Annotated in this window: 14 protein-coding genes; 7 read left to right on the forward strand and 7 right to left on the reverse strand. The window is 70.5% G+C overall.

All coding sequences use genetic code 11. The annotated features are described in order from the left end of the window. Positions 1-409 precede the first annotated feature (409 nt). The 4 genes from trpB to lgt all read left to right on the forward strand — a co-directional run bounded on the left by trpB (position 410) and on the right by lgt (position 4,813). Entirely contained in the window at positions 410-1,681 is a 1,272-nt protein-coding gene (gene trpB / locus ACFXJL_RS14765; RefSeq protein ID WP_384634825.1) for a tryptophan synthase subunit beta, read from the forward strand. Further along, positions 1,678-2,502, forward strand: a complete 825-nt coding sequence (gene trpA / locus ACFXJL_RS14770; RefSeq protein WP_358877738.1) for a tryptophan synthase subunit alpha — start codon at positions 1,678-1,680, stop codon at positions 2,500-2,502. The genes trpB and trpA overlap by 4 nt, the downstream gene beginning before the upstream one ends. 86 nt (positions 2,503-2,588) lie before the next feature. Continuing rightward, the gene (locus tag ACFXJL_RS14775; RefSeq protein WP_329017300.1) at positions 2,589-3,422 is read left to right on the forward strand and encodes a thioredoxin domain-containing protein; all 834 of its coding nucleotides are present in this window, start codon (positions 2,589-2,591) and stop codon (positions 3,420-3,422) included. A gap of 302 nt (positions 3,423-3,724) precedes the next feature. Continuing rightward, a complete protein-coding gene (gene lgt, locus ACFXJL_RS14780) occupies positions 3,725-4,813 on the forward strand; it encodes a prolipoprotein diacylglyceryl transferase (RefSeq protein WP_384692379.1) in 1,089 nt (362 codons plus the stop codon). A gap of 142 nt (positions 4,814-4,955) precedes the next feature. Here lgt and ACFXJL_RS14785 read toward each other — a convergent pair whose 3' ends face one another. From ACFXJL_RS14785 to ACFXJL_RS14815, 7 genes are all read right to left on the reverse strand, one after another. Then, positions 4,956-5,774 carry a CoA ester lyase gene (locus ACFXJL_RS14785; protein WP_358877735.1) on the reverse strand — a complete coding sequence of 273 codons (819 nt, stop codon included), beginning with the start codon at positions 5,772-5,774 and terminating at the stop codon, positions 4,956-4,958. Between the two features lie 167 nt (positions 5,775-5,941). Further along, on the reverse strand, positions 5,942-7,150 hold the full coding sequence (locus tag ACFXJL_RS14790) for a CoA transferase (RefSeq protein WP_358877734.1): 1,209 nt from the start codon (positions 7,148-7,150) through the stop codon (positions 5,942-5,944). After that, positions 7,147-8,034 (reverse strand): ribokinase, encoded by an 888-nt coding sequence (gene rbsK / locus ACFXJL_RS14795; protein ID WP_358877733.1) that lies wholly within the window; start codon positions 8,032-8,034, stop codon positions 7,147-7,149. Before rbsK ends, ACFXJL_RS14790 begins: the two co-directional genes overlap by 4 nt. Continuing rightward, complete coding sequence (locus tag ACFXJL_RS14800) at positions 8,031-9,635, reverse strand: ADP-ribosylglycohydrolase family protein (protein WP_384692384.1); 1,605 nt, start codon at positions 9,633-9,635, stop codon at positions 8,031-8,033. The genes rbsK and ACFXJL_RS14800 overlap by 4 nt, the downstream gene beginning before the upstream one ends. Next, positions 9,632-10,813, reverse strand: a complete 1,182-nt coding sequence (locus ACFXJL_RS14805; protein ID WP_358877731.1) for an ADP-ribosylglycohydrolase family protein — start codon at positions 10,811-10,813, stop codon at positions 9,632-9,634. The genes ACFXJL_RS14800 and ACFXJL_RS14805 overlap by 4 nt, the downstream gene beginning before the upstream one ends. Further along, on the reverse strand, positions 10,764-11,969 hold the full coding sequence (locus ACFXJL_RS14810) for an ADP-ribosylglycohydrolase family protein (RefSeq protein ID WP_384634837.1): 1,206 nt from the start codon (positions 11,967-11,969) through the stop codon (positions 10,764-10,766). Before ACFXJL_RS14810 ends, ACFXJL_RS14805 begins: the two co-directional genes overlap by 50 nt. Continuing rightward, on the reverse strand, positions 11,966-13,039 hold the full coding sequence (locus ACFXJL_RS14815) for an ADP-ribosylglycohydrolase family protein (protein WP_384634841.1): 1,074 nt from the start codon (positions 13,037-13,039) through the stop codon (positions 11,966-11,968). Before ACFXJL_RS14815 ends, ACFXJL_RS14810 begins: the two co-directional genes overlap by 4 nt. A 242-nt stretch (positions 13,040-13,281) precedes the next feature. Between ACFXJL_RS14815 and ACFXJL_RS14820 the strand changes: the two genes are divergently transcribed. The 3 genes from ACFXJL_RS14820 (at position 13,282) to ACFXJL_RS14830 (ending at position 20,493) form a co-directional block, all read left to right on the forward strand. Beyond that, positions 13,282-14,010: a VIT1/CCC1 transporter family protein gene (locus tag ACFXJL_RS14820; protein WP_384692388.1), complete on the forward strand. Its 729-nt coding sequence runs from the start codon at positions 13,282-13,284 to the stop codon at positions 14,008-14,010. A gap of 464 nt (positions 14,011-14,474) precedes the next feature. Then, entirely contained in the window at positions 14,475-19,040 is a 4,566-nt protein-coding gene (gene gltB, locus ACFXJL_RS14825) for a glutamate synthase large subunit (protein WP_384692391.1), read from the forward strand. Further along, positions 19,033-20,493 (forward strand): glutamate synthase subunit beta, encoded by a 1,461-nt coding sequence (locus ACFXJL_RS14830; RefSeq protein ID WP_358877727.1) that lies wholly within the window; start codon positions 19,033-19,035, stop codon positions 20,491-20,493. Before gltB ends, ACFXJL_RS14830 begins: the two co-directional genes overlap by 8 nt. The last annotated feature ends 47 nt before the right edge of the window (positions 20,494-20,540 follow it).

Genomic DNA, 20,540 nt, shown 5'->3' on the forward strand with positions numbered 1-20,540 from the left:
CGGCGACGGGTCGACAGCCACGGGCGGCGATGTCGTTCCGGCGTCGCCCGACCCGTGCGCCGCACGACCGGGGCTGCCGGTCGAGGGTGATCGCCGAAGCCGGCGATCCGCTCAGGCCATCCGGAACGGTCGGAAGCTCGGACAGCGGACGGCGGATGCCCCATCCCCCAGAGCGTGATCGAACGCCATCGAACGCGACAAGGGGCGGATCGAGCGCTGTCGGGTACGACCGAGCAGCCAGCGGCGCCTGAGGCCCGTAGTCCTGGCGGGCCCAGCATCCCCGGCCGACCCCGTGAGGGAGTCGGCCCTCTCGCGCACCGGGCGGCGGCGAACGGCCGCCCAGTGCGCACAACGTGTCCTGTGAACACCAGACATCAGGGGCTCACACCCCTTCTGAGGAGTACGTCGGATGTCTTCTGACTTCTTCATTCCGGACCCCGAGGGTCAGGTTCCGAGCGCCGCGGGCTACTTCGGTGCCTACGGCGGCAAGTTCATCCCCGAAGCGCTCGTCGCCGCGGTGGACGAGGTCGCCGTCGAGTACGACAAGGCCAAGGCCGATCCGGCCTTCTCCGCCGAACTCGATGACCTCCTGGTCAACTACACCGGCCGGCCCAGCTCGCTGACCGAGGTCCCCCGGTTCGCCGAGCACGCGGGCGGCGCCCGGGTCTTCCTCAAGCGCGAGGACCTGAACCACACCGGCTCGCACAAGATCAACAACGTGCTCGGTCAGGCGCTGCTCACCCGACGCATGGGCAAGACGCGCGTCATCGCCGAGACCGGCGCCGGTCAGCACGGCGTCGCCACGGCCACCGCCTGCGCCCTGTTCGGCCTGGACTGCACGATCTACATGGGCGAGATCGACACCGAGCGCCAGGCGCTCAACGTCGCCCGGATGCGGATGCTCGGCGCCGAGGTCATCCCGGTGAAGTCCGGCAGCAGGACCCTCAAGGACGCCATCAACGAGGCGTTCCGCGACTGGGTCGCCAACGTCGACCACACCCACTACCTCTTCGGCACCGTCGCCGGCCCCCATCCCTTCCCGGCCATGGTCCGCGACTTCCACCGGGTCATCGGGGTCGAAGCGCGCCGACAGATCCTGGAGCGCACGGGCCGTCTCCCGGACGCGGCCGTCGCCTGTGTCGGCGGCGGCTCCAACGCGATCGGGCTGTTCCACGCCTTCATCCCGGACGAGGCCGTACGGCTCGTGGGCTGTGAGCCCGGCGGCCACGGAGTGGAGACGGGCGAGCACGCGGCCACCCTGACCGCGGGCGAGCCGGGCATCCTCCACGGTTCGCGCTCGTACGTCCTCCAGGACGACGAGGGCCAGATCACGGAGCCCTACTCGATCTCCGCCGGCCTCGACTACCCGGGCATCGGCCCCGAGCACTCCTACCTCAAGGACATCGGCCGGGCGGAGTACCGGGCGGTCACCGACGCCCAGGCGATGGAGGCCCTACGGCTGCTCTCCCGCACCGAGGGGATCATCCCGGCGATCGAGTCCGCCCACGCGCTGGCCGGTGCGCTGGAGGTCGGTCGGGAGTTGGGCCCGCAGGGGCTGATCCTGATCAACCTCTCCGGCCGCGGCGACAAGGACATGGACACCGCCGCCCGCTACTTCGGGCTGTACGACGCACAAGCAGGATCGGCAGAGGCATCAGAAGCAGGGGAGGCCGCCCGGTGAGCGGGAACAGAACGCTGTTGACGGACACCATCGCCCGAGCCGCGTCCGAGGACCGGGCCGCGCTCATCGCCTACCTTCCGGCCGGGTTCCCCACGGTCGACGGTGGCATCGAGGCCGTCAAGGCGGTCCTGGACGGCGGCGCCGACATCGTGGAGGTGGGGTTGCCGCACAGCGACCCCGTGCTCGACGGGCCGATCATCCAGACCGCGGACGACATCGCGCTGCGCGGCGGAGTCAAGATCGCCGACGTGCTGCGAACCGTGCGTGAGGCCCATGCGGCCACGGGCAAGCCGGTACTGGTGATGACCTACTGGAACCCGATCGACCGGTACGGCATCGAGCGGTTCACCAGCGAACTCGCCGAAGCGGGCGGAGCCGGGTGCATCCTGCCCGACCTCCCGGTCGAGGAGTCCACGGTGTGGCGCGAGCACGCAGACAAGCACGAACTCGCCACGGTGTTCGTGGTCGCCCCGAGCAGCAGGGACGCTCGGATCGCCCGCATCACCGAGGCCGGTTCCGGCTTTGTGTACGCGGCGTCGCTGATGGGCGTCACGGGCACGCGCGAGTCGGTGGGCGCCCAGGCCCAGGACCTGGTCCAGCGCACCAAGGCCACCACCTCGCTCCCCGTCTGCGTCGGCCTGGGGGTGTCCAACGCGGTCCAGGCCGCGGAGGTCGCCTCCTTCGCCGACGGTGTGATCGTCGGCTCGGCGTTTGTGAAGCTGCTCCTGGAAGCCCAGGACAGTGCCGCAGGGCTGGCCGCCGTGCGCGGTCTGGCCGGCGAACTGGCGGCCGGCGTCCGCAGGGGCCGCGCCGACACCTAGGACAGCCCGCTCGTACGTCGTCGCTCGTACGGGTGGAACCAGGACCGGGGAGGCGCGCAGGTGCCTCCCCGGTTCGTTTGCGGGATGTGAACGAGAAGAATCAGGCACCGAAAGGGACCGCGCGGGAGCGGCTCCAGCAGGAACGCGAGCGGGAGAAGGTGCGCGACAAGCGCCGACGGGTGCTCATCGTGTCCTCCGCCGTGGTCGCGATCCTCGCCCTGGCCGCCGTGGTCGGCGTGATCGCGGCCAATGCCGGCAAGGACAAGGACGGCTCCAGTCAGGCGGGGCCGCTGCTGGCCCCCTCCGGGGTGGCGGGCAAGGAGCAGCTCGCGATCCCCGTGGGCGCGGTCGACGCCCCCTCCACCCTCACGATCTGGGAGGACTTCCGCTGCCCGGTCTGCGCGCAGTTCGAGAACTACTTCCGCAAGACCATCCATGAGCTGGAGGAGTCGGGCCAGCTCAAGGTCGAGTACAACCTGGCCACGATCATCGACGGGAACATGGGCGGCACGGGTTCGCTGCGGGCGGCGAACGCCGTCGCGTGCGCCCAGGACGCGGGCTCGTTCGTCCCGTACCACGACGTGCTCTTCCAGAACCAGCCTCCGGAGCCGGACGACGCCTTCGGGAGCAATGACAAGCTGATCGAGTTGGCCGGCAAGGTGAAGGGGCTGGACACCCCGGGGTTCCGTAGCTGCGTACAGGACGGAAAGCACGACTCCTGGGTCCAGAAGTCGAACACCGCCTTTGTGAACGGTGGCTTCCGCGGCACGCCGACGGTGCTGCTGAACGGCGAGTCGATCTTCCCGGACAAGGCCGGACAGCAGATCTCGGTCGCCAATCTGAAGAAGTGGGTCGCCGAGGCGAACAAGGGCAAGGAGCGGGGCACCGAACGACCCGCACCCGCACCCGAAGCGCCCTGAGGCGGGTCAGCCGAGGGCAGGGGCTGGGGCCGGGTCGCCCTTGTCCTCGGCGCGCCGCTGGTGGCCGTCGCCTCTGTTCGGGCCGGGAGCCGATCGGGCGCTCCTCCGCCTTGACCCGCTGGGCGACGACCACCGGCCTCCGGGGCGGTGGTCGCGCCCGGCTCCTGCCGGTCCAGGCCCACCGGGCGCGGTGAGCACGCCGGCGCCTCGGCGGAGGCCGTTCCTCCGGGCGGCTCGTTATGCAGACGTTGCCCGTCCGGGTTGCCGTCTGCGCCGTGCGGCAGGGTAGCGTCGGAGCTGCCATGGAACTTGCCTACATTCCCAGCCCGTCGACCGGAGTGCTCCAACTCGGACCCCTCCCGCTGCGCGGCTATGCGCTCTGCATCATCCTCGGTGTCTTCGTAGCCGTCTGGTACGGCAACAAGCGGTGGATCGCCCGGGGCGGAAAAGCCGGCACGGTGGCCGACATCGCCGTCTGGGCGGTGCCCTTCGGCCTGGTCGGCGGACGGCTCTACCATGTGATCACCGACTACCAGCTGTACTTCAGCGAGGGTGAGAACTGGGTCGACGCCTTCAAGATCTGGCAGGGCGGCCTCGGAATCTGGGGGGCCATCGCCCTCGGCGCGGTCGGTGCCTGGATCGGGTGCCGCCGCCGTGGCATTCCCCTGCCGGCCTGGGCCGACGCCATGGCACCCGCCATCGTCATCGCCCAGGCCATCGGCCGCTGGGGGAACTGGTTCAACCAGGAGCTGTACGGCAAGCCGACGGACCTGCCCTGGGCGCTCAAGATCAGCGAGGGTGTGAACCGCGAGGCCGGCACCTACCACCCGACGTTCCTCTACGAGTCCCTGTGGTGCATCGGGGTCGCACTGCTGGTGGTCTGGGCGGACCGGCGCTTCAAGCTGGGCCACGGCCGGGCCTTCGCCCTGTACGTCGCCGCCTACTGCGCGGGGCGTGCCTGGATCGAGTACATGCGGGTGGACGAGGCACACGAGGTGCTGGGCCTGCGGCTCAACGTCTGGACCTCGATCGTCGTCTTCGTGCTGGCCGTGGTGTACATCGTCGTCTCGGCGCGGATCCGGCCGGGGCGCGAGGAGATCGTGGAGCCCGATCGGGATGCGACCGGGACGACCGGTGGGACTTCCGCGGCTGGTGAGCCCGCAGAGAAGAGCCCGAACGCCGAGAACGCCGAGAACGCCGAGAACGCTGACAAGAGCGTGAAGGCTGACCAGAGCGACAATGCCGGCAAGACGGGCGCGGAATCCTCCGAGGCCGCCAAGGGCGGCTCTGCCGGGTCCGACGACTCCGGCCCGTCCGCTGGCGATGTGCAGTCAGGCGCGGCTGATGCCGATGGCGCGGTCGCCGATGCGGGATCGGCCAAGAAGGGCTGACCCGCGCACCAGGTGCGTACCGGCTCCGTACCGCCCGCTTTGGGGGAGCTGGACGACGAGGCCGTCGGAGACCGAAAGGTCATCCGGCGGCCTCGTGTCATGTCCGGGGCGGTGCGCGTTCGGGAGATGGGAAGGCCACGGTTCAGAAGGTGTTCGCCCGGCGTGCGATGGACAGGGTGCGGCGGGCCGCGGCCACGATGGCGGCATCGACGAAACGACCGTCGGGCAGCGCGAGCGCTCCCTCGTCGGTGGCCGCTGCGGTGATGACCTCCTCGGCGGCTTCGATCTCCCGCTGGGTGGGGCGGAAGGCGCGCTCGATGACATGCAGCTGACGGGGGTGGATGGCGGCCCGACCGAGGAAGCCGAGCGCCCGGCCGTGGGCGCAGGACGCGTACAGCGCGTCCAGGTCCCGGATGTCGGGGAAGACGGACTGCGGTGGGGGCGGCAGGTCGGCGGCGCGGGCGGCGACGACGATGCGGCTCCGCGGCCAGTCGAGTGCGGCGCCGTCCTTGACGCCGAGGTCGGCGCGGAGGTCCGCCTCCCCCAGGGAGATGCCGTGGACCGCGGGGTCCGCGGTGGCGATGGTGTACGCGTGCTCGATCGCGAGGGCCGTCTCCAGCAGGGGATGGAGCGGGACACCGGGGGCGAGTCGGGCGATCCGACGGATGTCAGTGGCGTGTGCGACCTTGGGAATACGGAGGGCGGTGAGGCCGGGCAGTGCGGTGAGTGCCTCCACTGCCTGCTGGGTGAGCCTGGATCGCGGGGAGTTGACGCGTACGTGCACGGGCAGCGGTTGGGGCGTTGCGAGCAGTTCGGCGGTGGCGGTGAGGGCGTAGTCCTTGCGGTCGGGGGCCACCGCGTCCTCAAGGTCGATGATCACGGCGTCGGCGCCGGACACCAGGGCCTTGGCGACGACGTGCGGGCGGTCGCCGGGGACATAGAGATAGGTCAGGGGGGTCATGGGTGGGGGCTTCGGGGGGAGCGTCGATGTCAGGGGGTTCGCCAGACCCTGAGGGATCTGGGAACCCTGAGAGATTTGAGGATCCTGGGATTCATGGGACGCCTGAGACGTTTGAGGGGCCGGGGGGATCTGGGGGATCTGGGGGATCTGAGGGATCTCGGGAGGGGTCATACGGCTCCCTGGGTGCGTAGTGCGGTGATGTCGGCAGCGGTCAGACCCAGTTCGGTCAGTACCGCCTCCGTGTCCGATCCATGGGCACGGCCCGCCCATCGGATGGCTCCGGGCGTCTCGGACAGTCGGAAGAGGACGTTCTGCATACGGATGGGGCCAAGATCCGGATCGGGGACCTCGGTGATGCTCTCCAGCGCACGGAACTGGGGATCGTCCATCACATCGCGGACGTCGTAGACGGGTGCGATGGCCGCTTCCGCCTTCTCGAAGGCGGTCAGGGCCTCGGCGCGGGTCCGCCGCCCGATCCAGTGGCCGACGGCCTCGTCGAGTACGTCGCAGTGTTCGGCGCGCCCGGCCCCGGTGGTGAACCAGGGCTCGTCGACCAGATCGGGGCGGCCCACCAGCCGCATCACCCGCTCGGCGATGGACTGTGCCGAGGTGGAGACGGCGACCCAGTGCCCATCGGCCGTTCGATAGGTGTTGCGCGGGGCGTTGTTGCGCGAGCGGTTGCCCGTGCGGGGCTGGACATAGCCGAGTTGGTCGTACCAGAGCGGCTGGGGGCCGAGGACGGTCAGGATCGGTTCGATGATCGCCATGTCGACCATCTGTCCGCGCTCGGTGGTGTGGCGCGCGGTGAGTGCCGTCAGTACGGCGTAGGCCGTGGCGAGTGCCGCGATCGAGTCGGCAAGACCGAAGGGGGGCAGGGTCGGAGGGCCGTCGGGCTCACCCGTGATGGCGGCGAAGCCGCTCATCGCTTCGGCGAGCGTGCCGAACCCGGGTCGATGGGAGTAGGGGCCGTGTTGTCCGAACGCCGTGACGCGCGCCAGCACCAGACGGGGATTGGCCGAGCTCAACTCGGGCCAGCCAAGGCCCCATCGCTCCAAGGTGCCCGGGCGGAAGTTCTCGATGACCACATCGGCGGTGGTGGCGAGCTTGAGCAGGGTGTCGCGTCCACCGGGGGCGGACAGATCGAGGGTGATCGTGCGCTTGTTGCGGCCCAGTACCTTCCACCACAGGCCGATGCCGTCCTTGGCCGGGCCGTGGCCGCGGGACGGGTCCGGGCGCAGGGGATGCTCCACTTTGATCACTTCGGCGCCGAAGTCGCCGAGCATGGTGGCGGCGAGCGGTCCGGCGAAGAGGGTGGCCAGATCGAGGACGCGCATCCCGTGCAGGGGCGCGTGGGGGGTGTGCGATGGCTGAGTCATGAGGCGTTGTCGATCTCCGAGCGGTAGGGCATGGAGGTGGATGCGCCATGGCGCTGGACGCACAGGGCGGCGGCTGCGGAGGCCCAGCGCAGGGCTTCGGCCACGGGCCGCCGCTCTCCGAGGGCGACGGCCAGGGTGCCGACGAAGGTGTCGCCCGCTCCGGTGGTGTCCACCGCCGTCACCTCGGGAGCGAAGACGGTGAAGGGCTCGGTGTCACGGCTTGCGTGGAGACTGCCGGCCGCTCCGAGGGTGATCACGACCTCCGGCACTTTGCGCAGCAGTTCGACCGCCGCCTGATGGGGGTCGGCGGTGCCGGTGAGTGTCGCGGCCTCGTGCTCGTTGGGCACCAGGAGGTCGACTGCGGACAGGAGTTCGTCGGAGAGCGGCTGGGCGGGTGCCGGGGTCAACACGGTCCGTACGCCGTGTCGACGGGCTGCGCGTGCTCCGTCGAGTACGGCGCTCAGGGGGAGTTCGAGTTGGAGGAGGAGCAGATCGGCGGTGGCGATCAGGGCCTCGTCACCGGGGGCGAGCGCGGTGACCGTGCCATTGGCGCCGGGAACGACGACGATGGCGTTGCCCCCGTCGTCGTCGACGACGATATGGGCGGTGCCGGAGGGGCCGTCGGCCGTGCGCAGCAGATCGATGTCGACCCCGGAGGAGATCAGGGTCTGTCGTAGCTGGTCGCCGAAGGCGTCCGACCCGACCGCGCCCATCATGGTGACCTCACCGCCCGCGCGTGCGGCGGCGACCGCCTGATTGGCTCCCTTGCCGCCGGGGATGGTGCGAAACTCCCGCCCGGTGACGGTCTCCCCGAGCTTCGGTGCGCGGGCGACGTACGCCACCAGGTCCATGTTGGTGCTGCCGAGCACTGCGATGCCGGTCATGGGCGGAGCGCCTCCTGGTGGGTGAGGTGGGCGAGCGCGTCGAAGCCGATGCCGTCGAACGCGCCGATGGACGTGGAGAGGCGGTTCTTCAGGGGTGCGGTCCACCGCCGGGGAAGCGCTTCGGGCCGTCGGGCGAGCAGCCCCGCGAGGGAACCTGCGGTCGCACCGTTGGAGTCGGTGTCCCATCCTCCGCTGACCGCACGGCAGATGGAGCCGGTGAAGTCCCCGTCGGCATGGGTCAGGGCGGCGGCGAGCAGTGCCGCATTGGGGATCGCATGGACCCAGTGGTAGTGGCCGTGGGCCGTGTGCAGATGGTCGACGACGGTGTCGAAGTCCGCTTCCTGCCGGGCGGTCTCGATGGCGTCGCGGACCGCACGGGCCAGCCGGGAGGCGGGGGGTACGACGGAGAGGCCGATGGACAGGGCCCGGTGGACGTCGACGTCGGGCTCGGCAGCCGCCGCGATGGCGGCGGCGATGAACATGGCGCTGTGGACGCCGCTCCCGGTGTGGGTGAGTGCGGCGTCCCGCTGGGCCTGGGCGGCTGCTCGGCCCGGGGCGCCGGGGTTGGTCCAGCCGTGGACGTCCGCCCGGATGGCGGCTCCGATCCACTCCCGGAAGGGGTTGTGGTGGCGGGCGCAGAGCGGGGGTTCCAGACCGAAGAGGAGATTGCGCAGGGCGATGCGCTCCGCGGTGAAGGTGCGCCCTGCGGGCAGTTCGTCGAGCCAGAGCCAGGCCACGTCGTCCGTGCGGAAGTCGCGCCCGTACCGCTGGAGCAGCAGCAGGTTGAGCAGCGGGTAGTTGAGGTCGTCGTCCTCGGGCATCCCGTCGATGTTCTCGGCGAGCGAGGTGGCTGCGGAGCGTCGGTTCCACGGGTGGGCCCGGCTCAGTTCGGCCGGCAGGCCCCGTGCGGTGAACCAGTTGTTCAGGGGCCAGTTGTCGGTCGCGCGACCGATGGCGCGGATCGCGGCGAGCGGGAGCTTCTCGACCGGCTTGCCCAGCAGGCAGCCGGCCGCCCGGCCGAGCCAGGCCGCGTGGAGGGCCTGGAGGTGGGGCGCCGGTGCGCTCTCGGACGGTGAGGGTGAATCGAACGGGTCGATGCTGTCGTCTGGGGTGGGCGAGCCTCGTTCGGGTGGCGCGGGCCAGTCGGGGCAGAGCGCACGGATGGCGTGCAGCTCGGTCGGCTCGGTCGTCTCCCGGGGCGCGGCCAGGTCCGCCAACTCGTCGAGGAGGCGTAGTGCGAGGGCGCGCAGTTCGGGGGGTGCGGGTGATGTGGACGCTCCCGCAGTGGATGGAGGTGCGGCGCCGCCCGCGAGCTGCCAGCGGGCGGCGATGGCCCGCGCGTCCCGGCCGTCCTCCGATGCCTGCCGCAGCTCATGGCCGATGAGGTCCTCGGGCTGTACCCAGGTCAGGCGCAATCCGGCAGAACGCGCGGTGTCCGTACCCGGTGTGTCCGTACGAGAGGTGTCCGTGCGCTGCCGGTCGCCCTCGCGGCCCGAGGCCATCCGACCCCCCTGGGGGTGGGGTGCGGCGGTCGGGTCGTGGATCGGCGGCGCTGCGGTGGAACCGGGGGCAGGGGCGTGCGGTGGGGCCGGGGTCTTCATCGTGCTTCCGCGGTGAGCAGGGCGAACGCGGATTCATGGGCGCGTCTGCGCTCCCGGTCCCGGGCGAAGACCTCGCGGGCCACCGCGGCGAGTTCGAGCGCTGGGGCGTGCAGATCGAGCCGGCTGGCCTCGGCGACCTGCTTCGCCCAGTCGTGAGGGATGGCCGACTCGCCCTGGAGCGCCCCCGCGATCGCTCCGGCCATGGTGGCGATGGAGTCGCAGTCCCGGCCGTAGTTCACGGCGCCCAACACCGTGTGGCGGTAGTCGCCCGCCCCGACGATCAGCATGCCCAGTGCCACCGGGAGTTCTTCGATCGCATGGAGCCGGGAGGCCCTGCGGGCGGCCAGGGACGGCGCGCGGTAGTCGGATCCGACGGTGTCGAAGGGGGCGACCGCGGCCCTGAGCGGGGACAGCGCCGATTCGAAGTCCGTGTAGCCGCTGGCGACGTCGGCCACCGCTTCGATGGCCGACCGGGTCCCGTCCTTGGCCAGCAGGAGCGTTGCCTCCAGGACGGAGGTGGGTGTCGCTCCGGGGCGACAGGCGGCGGCGACCGCGGCGGCGAAGACTCCGGCCGCCTCGCGCCCGTACGAGGACTGGTGGGCGCCCGCGATGTCCAGGGCCTCGGCGTAAGCGGCCTCGGGGTGGCCCGCGTTGACGAGCCCGACGGGAGCCATGTACATCGCCGCGCCGCAGTTGACGATGTTTCCGTAGCCCGCCTCGCGCGGGTCGTGATGGCCGTAGTGGAGCCGTGTCACCAGCCACTTCTCGGCGAGGAAGATGCGTTGGAGGGGCAGGGCGGCTGCTTCGAGTTCGGGGATCCACCGGGGGGTGGAGATCAGGTCCGGCACCAGGTGGTCGGCGATCGCATAGGCGTCCAGATGGTCACGTACCCGGGCGTACACCCGGATCAGGGCGTGCGTCATCAGGGTGTCGTCGGTGATGTGGCCGTCGCCCTTGTGGTACGGGGCGAGGGGGCGGGCGGTGCGCCAGCGTTCGCCGTGCCAGGGGCCGACGATGCCGTGGATCCTGCCGCCGTGCCGTTCGGCGATCTGCTCGGGTGAGTACCCCTCCACCGGGCCGCCCAGCGCATCGCCGACGGCTGCGCCGATCAGACTGCCGGTGATCCGGTCATCGAGGGTGGGGGTCGCGAGCGTGAACCTCTCGGATTTCAGCGTCATGCCGGAATTGTCCACCCGGGGCGGTCAGTTCCGTGTGTGCGAGCAACTCGGCGAGTTCGACGAGGTCGGTTCCCGCGAGACGCGGAAGCGCACACCCCGCGAGGGTGCGGCAGGCGTCTCGCCAACTGCCGGGGATGGTGTCTCCACCGCCGAGTGCCCCGGTCAGTGCCCCGGCGAGGGCGGGCGCCGAGTCGGCGACCCGGGAGAGGCAGGCCGCTGCCGGCACCGCCTCCGCGACCCGGCCGCGGGCGGCGGTGGCGACGGCGAGCGCCACCGGCACGGTCTCGGCGGCGGCGATTCCGTAGCTGTAGACGTGGTCGACGATCTGATGTTCCAACAGGGGTACGAGGTCGAAGGCGGCGTCCGCGTCCCGGGCGAGTTTGACCGCGTGCTGGGCGTTGCGGCCGATCTCGGTGGTGTCGGGGAGTTGGGCGAGCGCCGCGTCCACGGCCTCGTCGACCCGGGCGCCTCCGAGGGCCGCCGCGATCGCCGCGGCCATCGCCCGTGCGCCGTGCACTCCGTCCCCGTCCTGGGTGTAGCGCGCGTCGAACTCGGCGAGCGTCGCCGCCGAACTCGGGTCCCCGGGGTGGGCGACGGCCAGGACCACCGCCCGCACACAGGCCGCGTCGTCGAAGTAGTGGGGGTTGTCATGACCGGTGGCAGGCGGGCGCAGTCCGGTGGCCAGGTTCCCGAGGCCCGCCCGTACCGAGATCCGTGCCCGCAGGGGCAGAACCGCCGATTCGACCTCGGGCGCACGCTCGGCGGCGGCGGCGATCGCGGCGGCGAGGGAGTTCCAGGCGAGGTCGACGGCGGCCCGCATCCGTCGGGCGGGCGGCAGGGACGCGAACAGCGGGCCGGCCGCGGTGAGGACGGTCTCCGCGGTGAAGGCGGCCCATTCGGCGTCGTCGGACGGGCCGAGCCGCAGTGGCTCGGGCGGTTGGTTGAGGGCGATGGGCACGGGCAGGGTGGTGGTGGCGTTCTGTTCGGCGAAGGTGTCGAGTTCACGGGTGAGCCGGCGGGTCCACTCGGGCATCCGGGCGGCCCGGTGGCGGGCGGCGGGCCAGCCCGCCGCGTCCCCGGCGGCGAGCCCGAGCAGCAGGCCCTCGATGGCCCGGGGCGCCGGGGCCCCGCCGTGGCCCGCGCGGCCGTTCCTCACGAGGCGACCTGCGGATCGTCGTCTGGCATCAGCAGATCGGCGATGTCCAGGATGTGCTGTCCCCTCATCGACGGGAGGCAACTGCCCCGGACCGGGCCGATCGCCGAAGACCACTCGACCGGGATCGCGGACGCGCCGAAGACCGCGCCCGCCAGCGCGCCCGCGACCGCCGCCGTCGTATCGGCGTCGCGCCCCATGTTGACCGCCGTGAGCACGGAGGTGCGGAAGTCCCCCCGGGCCGCGGCGAAGGCGCCGAACGCCAGCCCCACCGCCTCCGGTGCCAGGTCCGTCCAGGGGTAGCCGCCGATCACTACCGAGGAGCGCACGGCGCGTTCCATGGTCAGGGTGTCCTCGTACACCCGTTGGGCCGCCACCACACCGCGGCGCAACGAGCGGGAGGTCCAGGAGTCGAGGGGGATCACCGAGAGCGCCGCGCCGATCACCCCGGCCGGACCGGCGCCGGCCATGGCGGCTGCCACTCCAGCCGCCACCGCTTGGCCTCCGTAGATGCCTTCCCCGTCATGGCTGACGGTGCCGTCGATGGCGACCAGCCTGGCCGCTTCGAGCGGACGCCCCGCGGCGAACACCCCGAAAGGCGCCGCCCGCATCGCCAGTCCGTCGCTCCAGGCGTGCCGGTGCTGGGCCGAGATGGGGGCGGCCAGACCGCGCCGCAGGTTCTCCAGGGTGCCGCGCTCGCTGAATCCCGCGCCGCGGAACGGGCCCTCGTCCAGATCGGCGATCCAGTGGTGCCACGCCTTCTCCACGTGGGCCACGGTGAGCGCGGAGCCGTGCCGGGCCAGGAGTAGCCCCGAGAAGATCGCGTACTCGGTGTCGTCCGTGCCGGCCGGATCGTCGGTGACGAAGCCTTCGATGCGCCCCCAGCGCCTACGGATCTCCGAGGGGCGCAGATTCTCCGCCGGGGCGCCGAGGGCATCGCCCACGGCCAGTCCGATGAGGGCGCCGCACGCGCGATCCCTGAGCATCGAGTACGGCACGGGGGCGGGTGGCGCCGAGGGGCGCCGATGCCTGCTCCCGAGAGGGTCTGTGGGGTGGCAGACGGCCAACTCCATGGGGCGGGCCCCTTTCACGCGCGAGTCAGGTTGCGACCATCTGTGCCCCGAGGCAGGCATCACGAGTCAGACAATCACCTCTTGTCACCCCAAATGTTCTCCAGCGTCGAGGAGGTAAGTACGGCCTGCCTTCCTGGCGCGCCCCTTACTTCGCGCGTATTTTCGAGGTGTTCGACAGGTGGCGAGGTCGATTGATCCGCAGCCGGGAACACGCCGAACACGGCAGGAAGAGAGGGGACAGCGTGTCCATCATGGAAACCGCGGCGCCGCTGCACGAGGCGCACCGGGACAACCACTCCCACCGCGATGTCAACGGTGGCTGGCTGCGCCCCGCGGTCTTCGGTGCGATGGACGGACTCGTCTCCAACCTGGCGCTGATGACCGGAGTCGCGGGCGGCGCGGTCGCCCCGCAGACCATCGTCATCACCGGCCTCGCAGGGCTCGCCGCGGGCGCGTTCTCGATGGCGGCCGGCGAGTACACCTCGGTCGCCTCCCAGCGGGAGCTGGTCCAGGCGGAGTTGGAAGTGGAGCGCAAGGAGCTGCGCAAGCATCCCGTCGACGAGATGGAGGAGCTCGCCGGGCTCTACGTCTCCCGCGGTGTGGAGCCCGCGCTCGCCCGCGAGGTGGCCCTCCAGCTCTCCCGGGACCCCGAGCAGGCCCTGGAGATCCATGCCCGCGAGGAGCTGGGGATCGATCCCGACGATCTGCCGTCACCGCTGGTGGCCGCCGTCTCGTCGTTCGGCGCGTTCGCGCTGGGTGCGCTGCTGCCTGTCCTGCCGTATCTGCTGGGGGCGGCGGAGCTCTGGCCCGCGGTGCTGCTGGCACTGGTGGGTCTCTTCGCCTGCGGCGCCCTGGTGGCCCGGGTGACGGCGCGCAGCTGGTGGTACAGCGGACTGCGGCAGCTGGCGCTGGGCTCAGTGGCGGCGGCGATCACCTATGGGCTCGGATCCCTGCTCGGTGCGGCGCTCTAGGCCGGGTCTTCGAAGGCACTCCCTGGCGCGGCCCCGGCGCCGCAATTCGTACGGTCTCCGCAGGTGACGCGCCCCGTGTGCGCCTACGGCGCTGCCCCGGCGCGCTAGGCGCGGTGACTGTGGGTCTTCGCAGGCCACGCCAGTGTGACGGACGTCCCCGAGCCGGATTCCGGCGAGGGTGAGACACTATGCATGGCGCCGCAAGAACAGTCATGTAACCCGGCGGTTTCGATTCCGTCATCACAGGGCATGAGCCGTAGGCGCTGCTGGCAAAGAAGCCCGCTCCGCACCAGGGCCTCGATCTGACCGAAGGCGACCTCACCGCACCCCCCAGGGTGTCCGCATGTTGGAATGAAGAATCCACTTTCCGAGAATCACTCCATCATGTAACCTGCACGAAATTTCGCAGAGGGCCAACGTCGTCCCTCGGCACTGAACATGCCACGACGACGACGGGAGAGCCGATGCGTTCCGACGCCTGGTCGCCCATGGACGGTCGCCCCGCTGCTCAGGGGATGTACGACCCTCGTAACGAACACGACGCCTGTGGTGTCGGGTTTGTGGCCACCCTGACCGGTGTGGCCAGCCATGAGCTGGTGGAACAGGCGCTGACCGTACTCCGCAACCTTGAGCACCGCGGTGCCACCGGCTCCGAGCCCGACTCGGGAGACGGCGCCGGCATCCTGCTCCAGGTTCCGGACGCGTTCCTGCGCGAGGTCAGCGGATGCGAACTGCCCGAGGCCGGGGCGTACGCCGTCGGAATCGCCTTCCTGCCGGAGCAGGGGACCGACGACGCCGTCTCACGGATCGAGACCATCGCCACGGAGGAAGGACTCACCGTCCTCGGCTGGCGCGAGGTCCCCGTGGCCCCCGAGCTGCTCGGCGCCACCGCCCGCGCCACCATGCCCGTCTTCCGACAGATCTTCGTCGGTGACGGTGCCAGCCAGGGCATCGCCCTGGACCGCAAGGCATTCGTGCTGCGCAAGCGCTCCGAGCGCGAGGCCGGGGTCTACTTCCCCTCGCTCTCCGCCCGCACGATCGTCTACAAGGGCATGCTGACCACCGGCCAGCTGGAGCCCTTCTTCCCGGACCTCTCCGACCGGCGGATCGCCACCGCCGTGGCCCTGGTCCACTCGCGGTTCTCGACCAACACCTTCCCGAGCTGGCCGCTGGCACACCCGTACCGCTTCGTCGCCCACAACGGTGAGATCAACACCGTCAAGGGCAACCGCAACTGGATGCGGGCCCGCGAGTCCCAGCTCGCCTCCGACCTCTTCGGCGGTGACGCCCAGCAGCTGGAGCGGATCTTCCCGGTCTGCACCCCGGACGCCTCCGACTCCGCCTCCTTCGACGAGGTGCTGGAACTCCTCCACCTCGGCGGACGCTCCCTGCCCCACTCCGTCTTGATGATGGTCCCCGAGGCGTGGGAGAACCACGACTCGATGGACCCGGCCCGGCGCGCCTTCTACCAGTACCACTCCACGATGATGGAGCCCTGGGACGGCCCCGCCTGTGTGACCTTCACCGACGGTGTCCAGGTCGGCGCGGTCCTCGACCGCAACGGTCTGCGCCCCGGTCGCTACTGGGTCACCGACGACGGTCTGGTCGTGCTCTCGTCCGAGGTCGGCGTCCTCGACATCGACCCGGCGAAGGTCATCCGCAAGGGCCGCCTCCAGCCCGGCAAGATGTTCCTCGTCGACACCGCGGAACACCGCATCATCGAGGACGACGAGATCAAGTCCACCCTCGCCGCGGAGCAGCCCTACGCGGAGTGGCTGGACGCCGGCACCATCGAGCTCAGCGATCTGCCCGAGCGCGAGCACATCGTCCACACCCACGCCTCGGTCACCCGCCGTCAGCAGACCTTCGGGTACACGGAGGAGGAGCTCCGCATCATCCTCGCGCCGATGGCGAGGACGGGTGGAGAGCCCCTCGGCTCCATGGGAACCGACTCCCCGATCGCCGCGCTCTCCGCGCGCCCCCGGCTGCTGTTCGACTACTTCACCCAGCTGTTCGCGCAGGTCACCAACCCTCCGCTGGACGCGATCCGCGAAGAGCTCGTCACCTCGCTGCACTCGTCGCTGGGCCCCGCGGGCAACATCCTGGAGCCCACCGCGGCCTCCTGCCGCAGTGTCACCCTGCCCTTCCCGGTGCTCGACAACGATGAGCTGGCCAAGCTCATCCACATCAACGCCGACGGCAACCTGCCCGGGATGAAGGCGGCCACGCTCTCCGGCCTCTACCGCGTCAGCGGAGGCGGTGAGGCGCTCGCCGCCCGCATCGACGCCATCTGTGTCGAGGTCGACGCCGCCATCGAGTCCGGCGTCCGGCTGATCGTGCTCTCCGACCGCCACTCGGACGCCGAGCACGCTCCGATCCCCTCGCTGCTGCTGACCTCCGCGGTACACCACCACCTCATCCGCACCAAGCAGCGCACCCAGGTGGGCCTGCTGGTGGAGGCGGGCGATGTCCGCGAGGTGCACCACGTCGCCCTGCTGATCGGCTTCGGCGCCGCAGCGGTGAACCCCTACCTGGCGATGGAGTCCGTCGAGGACCTGGTCCGCGCGGGCACCTTCATCGAGGGCATCGAGCCCGAGCAAGCCATCCGCAACCTGATCTACGCGCTCGGCAAGGGCGTCCTCAAGGTCATGTCCAAGATGGGCATCTCGACCGTCGCCTCCTACCGGGGCGCCCAGGTCTTCGAGGCCATCGGCCTGGACTCGGCGTTCGTCGAGAAGTACTTCAACGGCACCGCCACCAAGATCGGCGGCGCGGGACTCGACATCGTCGCCGGCGAGGTCGCGGCCCGGCACACCAAGGCGTACCCCACCTCCGGCATCGCCCCGGCGCACCGCGCGCTGGACATCGGCGGCGAGTACCAGTGGCGGCGCGAGGGCGAGCCGCACCTGTTCGACCCGGAGACGGTCTTCCGCCTCCAGCACGCCACCCGCAACCGCCGCTACGACATCTTCAAGCAGTACACGGACCGGGTGAACGAGCAGTCCGAGCGGCTGATGACCCTGCGCGGGCTCTTCGGTTTCAAGAGCGGGCGCGAGTCCATCCCGCTGGACGAGGTCGAGCCGGTCAGCGAGATCGTCAAGCGGTTCTCCACCGGCGCCATGTCCTACGGCTCCATCTCGCACGAGGCCCATGAGACCCTCGCCATCGCCATGAACCGACTCGGCGGCAAGTCGAACACCGGTGAGGGCGGCGAGGACCCGGACCGCCTGTACGACCCGGTCCGTCGCTCCAGCATCAAGCAGGTCGCCTCCGGCCGCTTCGGTGTCACCAGCGAGTACCTGGTGAACGCCGACGACATCCAGATCAAGATGGCGCAGGGAGCCAAGCCCGGCGAGGGCGGCCAGCTGCCCGGCCACAAGGTCTACCCCTGGGTCGCCAAGACCCGGCACTCCACCCCCGGCGTGGGCCTGATCTCCCCGCCCCCGCACCACGACATCTACTCCATCGAGGATCTCGCCCAGCTGATCCACGACCTCAAGAACGCCAACCCGCGGGCCCGCATCCACGTCAAGCTCGTCTCCGAGGTCGGTGTCGGAACGGTCGCAGCCGGCGTCTCCAAGGCCCACGCCGACGTGGTCTTGATCTCCGGACACGACGGCGGTACGGGAGCGTCCCCGCTGACCTCGCTGAAGCACGCGGGCGGCCCCTGGGAGCTGGGGCTGGCCGAGACACAGCAGACCCTGCTGCTCAACGGACTGCGGGACCGGATCGTCGTCCAGACCGACGGTCAGCTCAAGACTGGCCGTGACGTCGTCATCGCCGCGCTGCTCGGTGCCGAGGAGTACTGCTTCGCCACCGCGCCGCTCGTCGTCTCGGGCTGCGTCATGATGCGCGTCTGCCACCTGGACACCTGCCCGGTCGGCATCGCCACCCAGAACCCGGTACTGCGCGAACGCTTCTCCGGCAAGGCCGAGTACGTCGTCAACTACTTCGAGTTCATCGCCGAAGAGGTCCGTGAACTCCTCGCCGAACTGGGCTTCCGCTCCGTCGAGGAGGCCGTCGGTCACGCCGAGCTCTTGGAGACCGAGCGGGCCGTCAACCACTTCAAGGCCGAGGGCCTCGACCTGGCGCCGCTGTTCCACGTGCCGGTACTCGCCGAGGGTGCGGTGCGCCACGCCCTCATCGAGCAGGACCACGGACTGTCGAAGGCACTCGACAACGAGCTGATCAAGCTCGCCATCGACGCCCTGAAGGCGGAGAGCCCCGAGGCCGCCCAGCCGGTGCGCGCCCAGGTGGCCATCCGCAACATCAACCGCACCGTGGGCACGATGCTGGGCTACGAGGTGACCAAGGCGTTCGGCGGTGCCGGACTGCCCGACGACACCATCGACATCACCTTCACGGGCTCCGCAGGCCAGTCCTTCGGCGCCTTCGTACCGCGCGGTGTCACCCTGCGGCTGGAGGGCGACGCCAACGACTACGTCGGCAAGGGCCTGTCCGGCGGCCGGGTCATCGTCCGGCCCGACCGCGGCGCCGACCACCTGGCGGAGTTCTCCACCATCGCAGGCAACACCATCGCCTACGGCGCGACCGGTGGCGAGATCTTCCTGCGCGGACGCACGGGCGAGCGGTTCTGCGTCCGCAACTCCGGTGCCACCGTGATCTCGGAGGGCGTGGGCGACCACGGCTGCGAGTACATGACCGGTGGCCACGCGGTCGTCCTCGGCGAGACCGGACGCAACTTCGCGGCCGGCATGTCCGGTGGCGTCGCCTATCTGATCGACCTCGACCGGGACAACGTGAACGCGGGCAACCTGGCCGCGATCGAGCCCCTCTCCGACACCGACAGGCAGTGGCTGCACGATGTCGTGCGCCGGCACCAGGAGGAGACCGGCTCCACCGTCGCCGCGAAGCTGCTGGCCGACTGGTCGGTGAACGTCGAACGATTCAGCAAGATCATCCCAACCACGTACAAGGCAGTGCTCGCCGCCAAGGACGCCGCTGAGCTCGCCGGTCTCTCCGAGCAGGAGACCACTGAGAAGATGATGGAGGCGGCGATCAATGGCTGACCCCAAGGGCTTCCTGACCACCGGGCGCGAAGTCGCCAAGTCCCGCCCCGTGGGCGAGCGTCTCAAGGACTGGAACGAGGTCTACGTTCCCGGCTCCCTGCTGCCGATCATCAGCAAGCAGGCCGGCCGCTGCATGGACTGCGGCATCCCGTTCTGCCACAACGGCTGTCCGCTCGGGAACCTGATCCCGGAGTGGAACGACTACGCGTACCGCGAGGACTGGGCCGCCGCCAGCGAGCGGCTGCACGCCACCAACAACTTCCCGGAGTTCACCGGGCGGCTGTGTCCGGCGCCCTGTGAGTCGGCGTGCGTCCTCGGCATCAACCAGCCCGCCGTCACCATCAAGAACGTCGAAGTCTCCATCATCGACAAGGCGTGGGACTCCGGTGACGTGACCCCGCAGCCGCCGGAGCGGCTCTCGGGCAAGACGGTCGCCGTCATCGGCTCCGGTCCGGCCGGACTGGCCGCCGCGCAGCAACTGACCAGGGCAGGTCACACCGTCGTCGTCTACGAGCGCGCCGACCGGATCGGCGGACTGCTGCGGTACGGCATCCCCGAGTTCAAGATGGAGAAGGTGCACATCAACCGACGCATCGAGCAGATGCGCGCGGAGGGCACCAAGTTCCGTACCGAGGTCGAGATCGGCCGGGACATCGAAGCGGCCCAACTGCGCCGCCGCTATGACGCGGTGGTCGTCGCTGCCGGTGCGACCGTCTCCCGCGATCTGCCGGTGCCCGGCCGTGACCTGCGCGGCATCCACTTCGCGATGGAGTACCTGCCGCTCGCCAACAAGGTGCAGGAGGGCGACTTCATCGCCCCGCCGATCACCGCAGCGGGCAAGCACGTCGTCGTCATCGGCGGCGGTGACACGGGTGCCGACTGTGTGGGTACGGCCCACCGACAGGGCGCCGCGTCCGTGACCCAGTTGGAGATCATGCCCCGCCCGGGTGAGGAGCGCAGCGCCGGCCAGCCCTGGCCCACCTTCCCCATGCTCTACAAGGTCACCTCCGCGCACCAGGAGGGTGGCGAGCGGGTGTACTCCGTCTCCACGACCCACTTCGAGGGCGACGAGGACGGCAATGTCCAGTCGCTGCACCTGATCGAGGTGGAGTTCAAGGACGGCAAGCTGGAGCAGAAGCCCGGCACCGAGCGCAGCATCCCGGCCCAGTTGGTCACGCTCGCGATGGGCTTCACCGGCACGGACCAGGAGAACGGCCTGGTCCAGCAGTTCGGTCTCGATCTCGACGGCCGCGGCAACATCGTGCGGGACGCCGATTACGCGACCAATGTCGAAGGCGTGTACGTTGCAGGGGACGCCGGACGCGGTCAGTCGCTGATCGTGTGGGCCATCGCCGAGGGCCGCTCCGCCGCCCGTGGCGTGGACCGCTTCCTGACCGGGGCGAGCGAGTTGCCCGCACCGGTCCGCCCGACGGACCGGGCACTGACCGTCTGACCCGTCGCACCGGGGCCCGAAACCGGCCCTGGTCCAAGATCGTCCCG

This window comes from Streptomyces sp. NPDC059256 (assembly GCF_042753785.1).
Classification (GTDB): domain Bacteria; phylum Actinomycetota; class Actinomycetes; order Streptomycetales; family Streptomycetaceae; genus Streptomyces.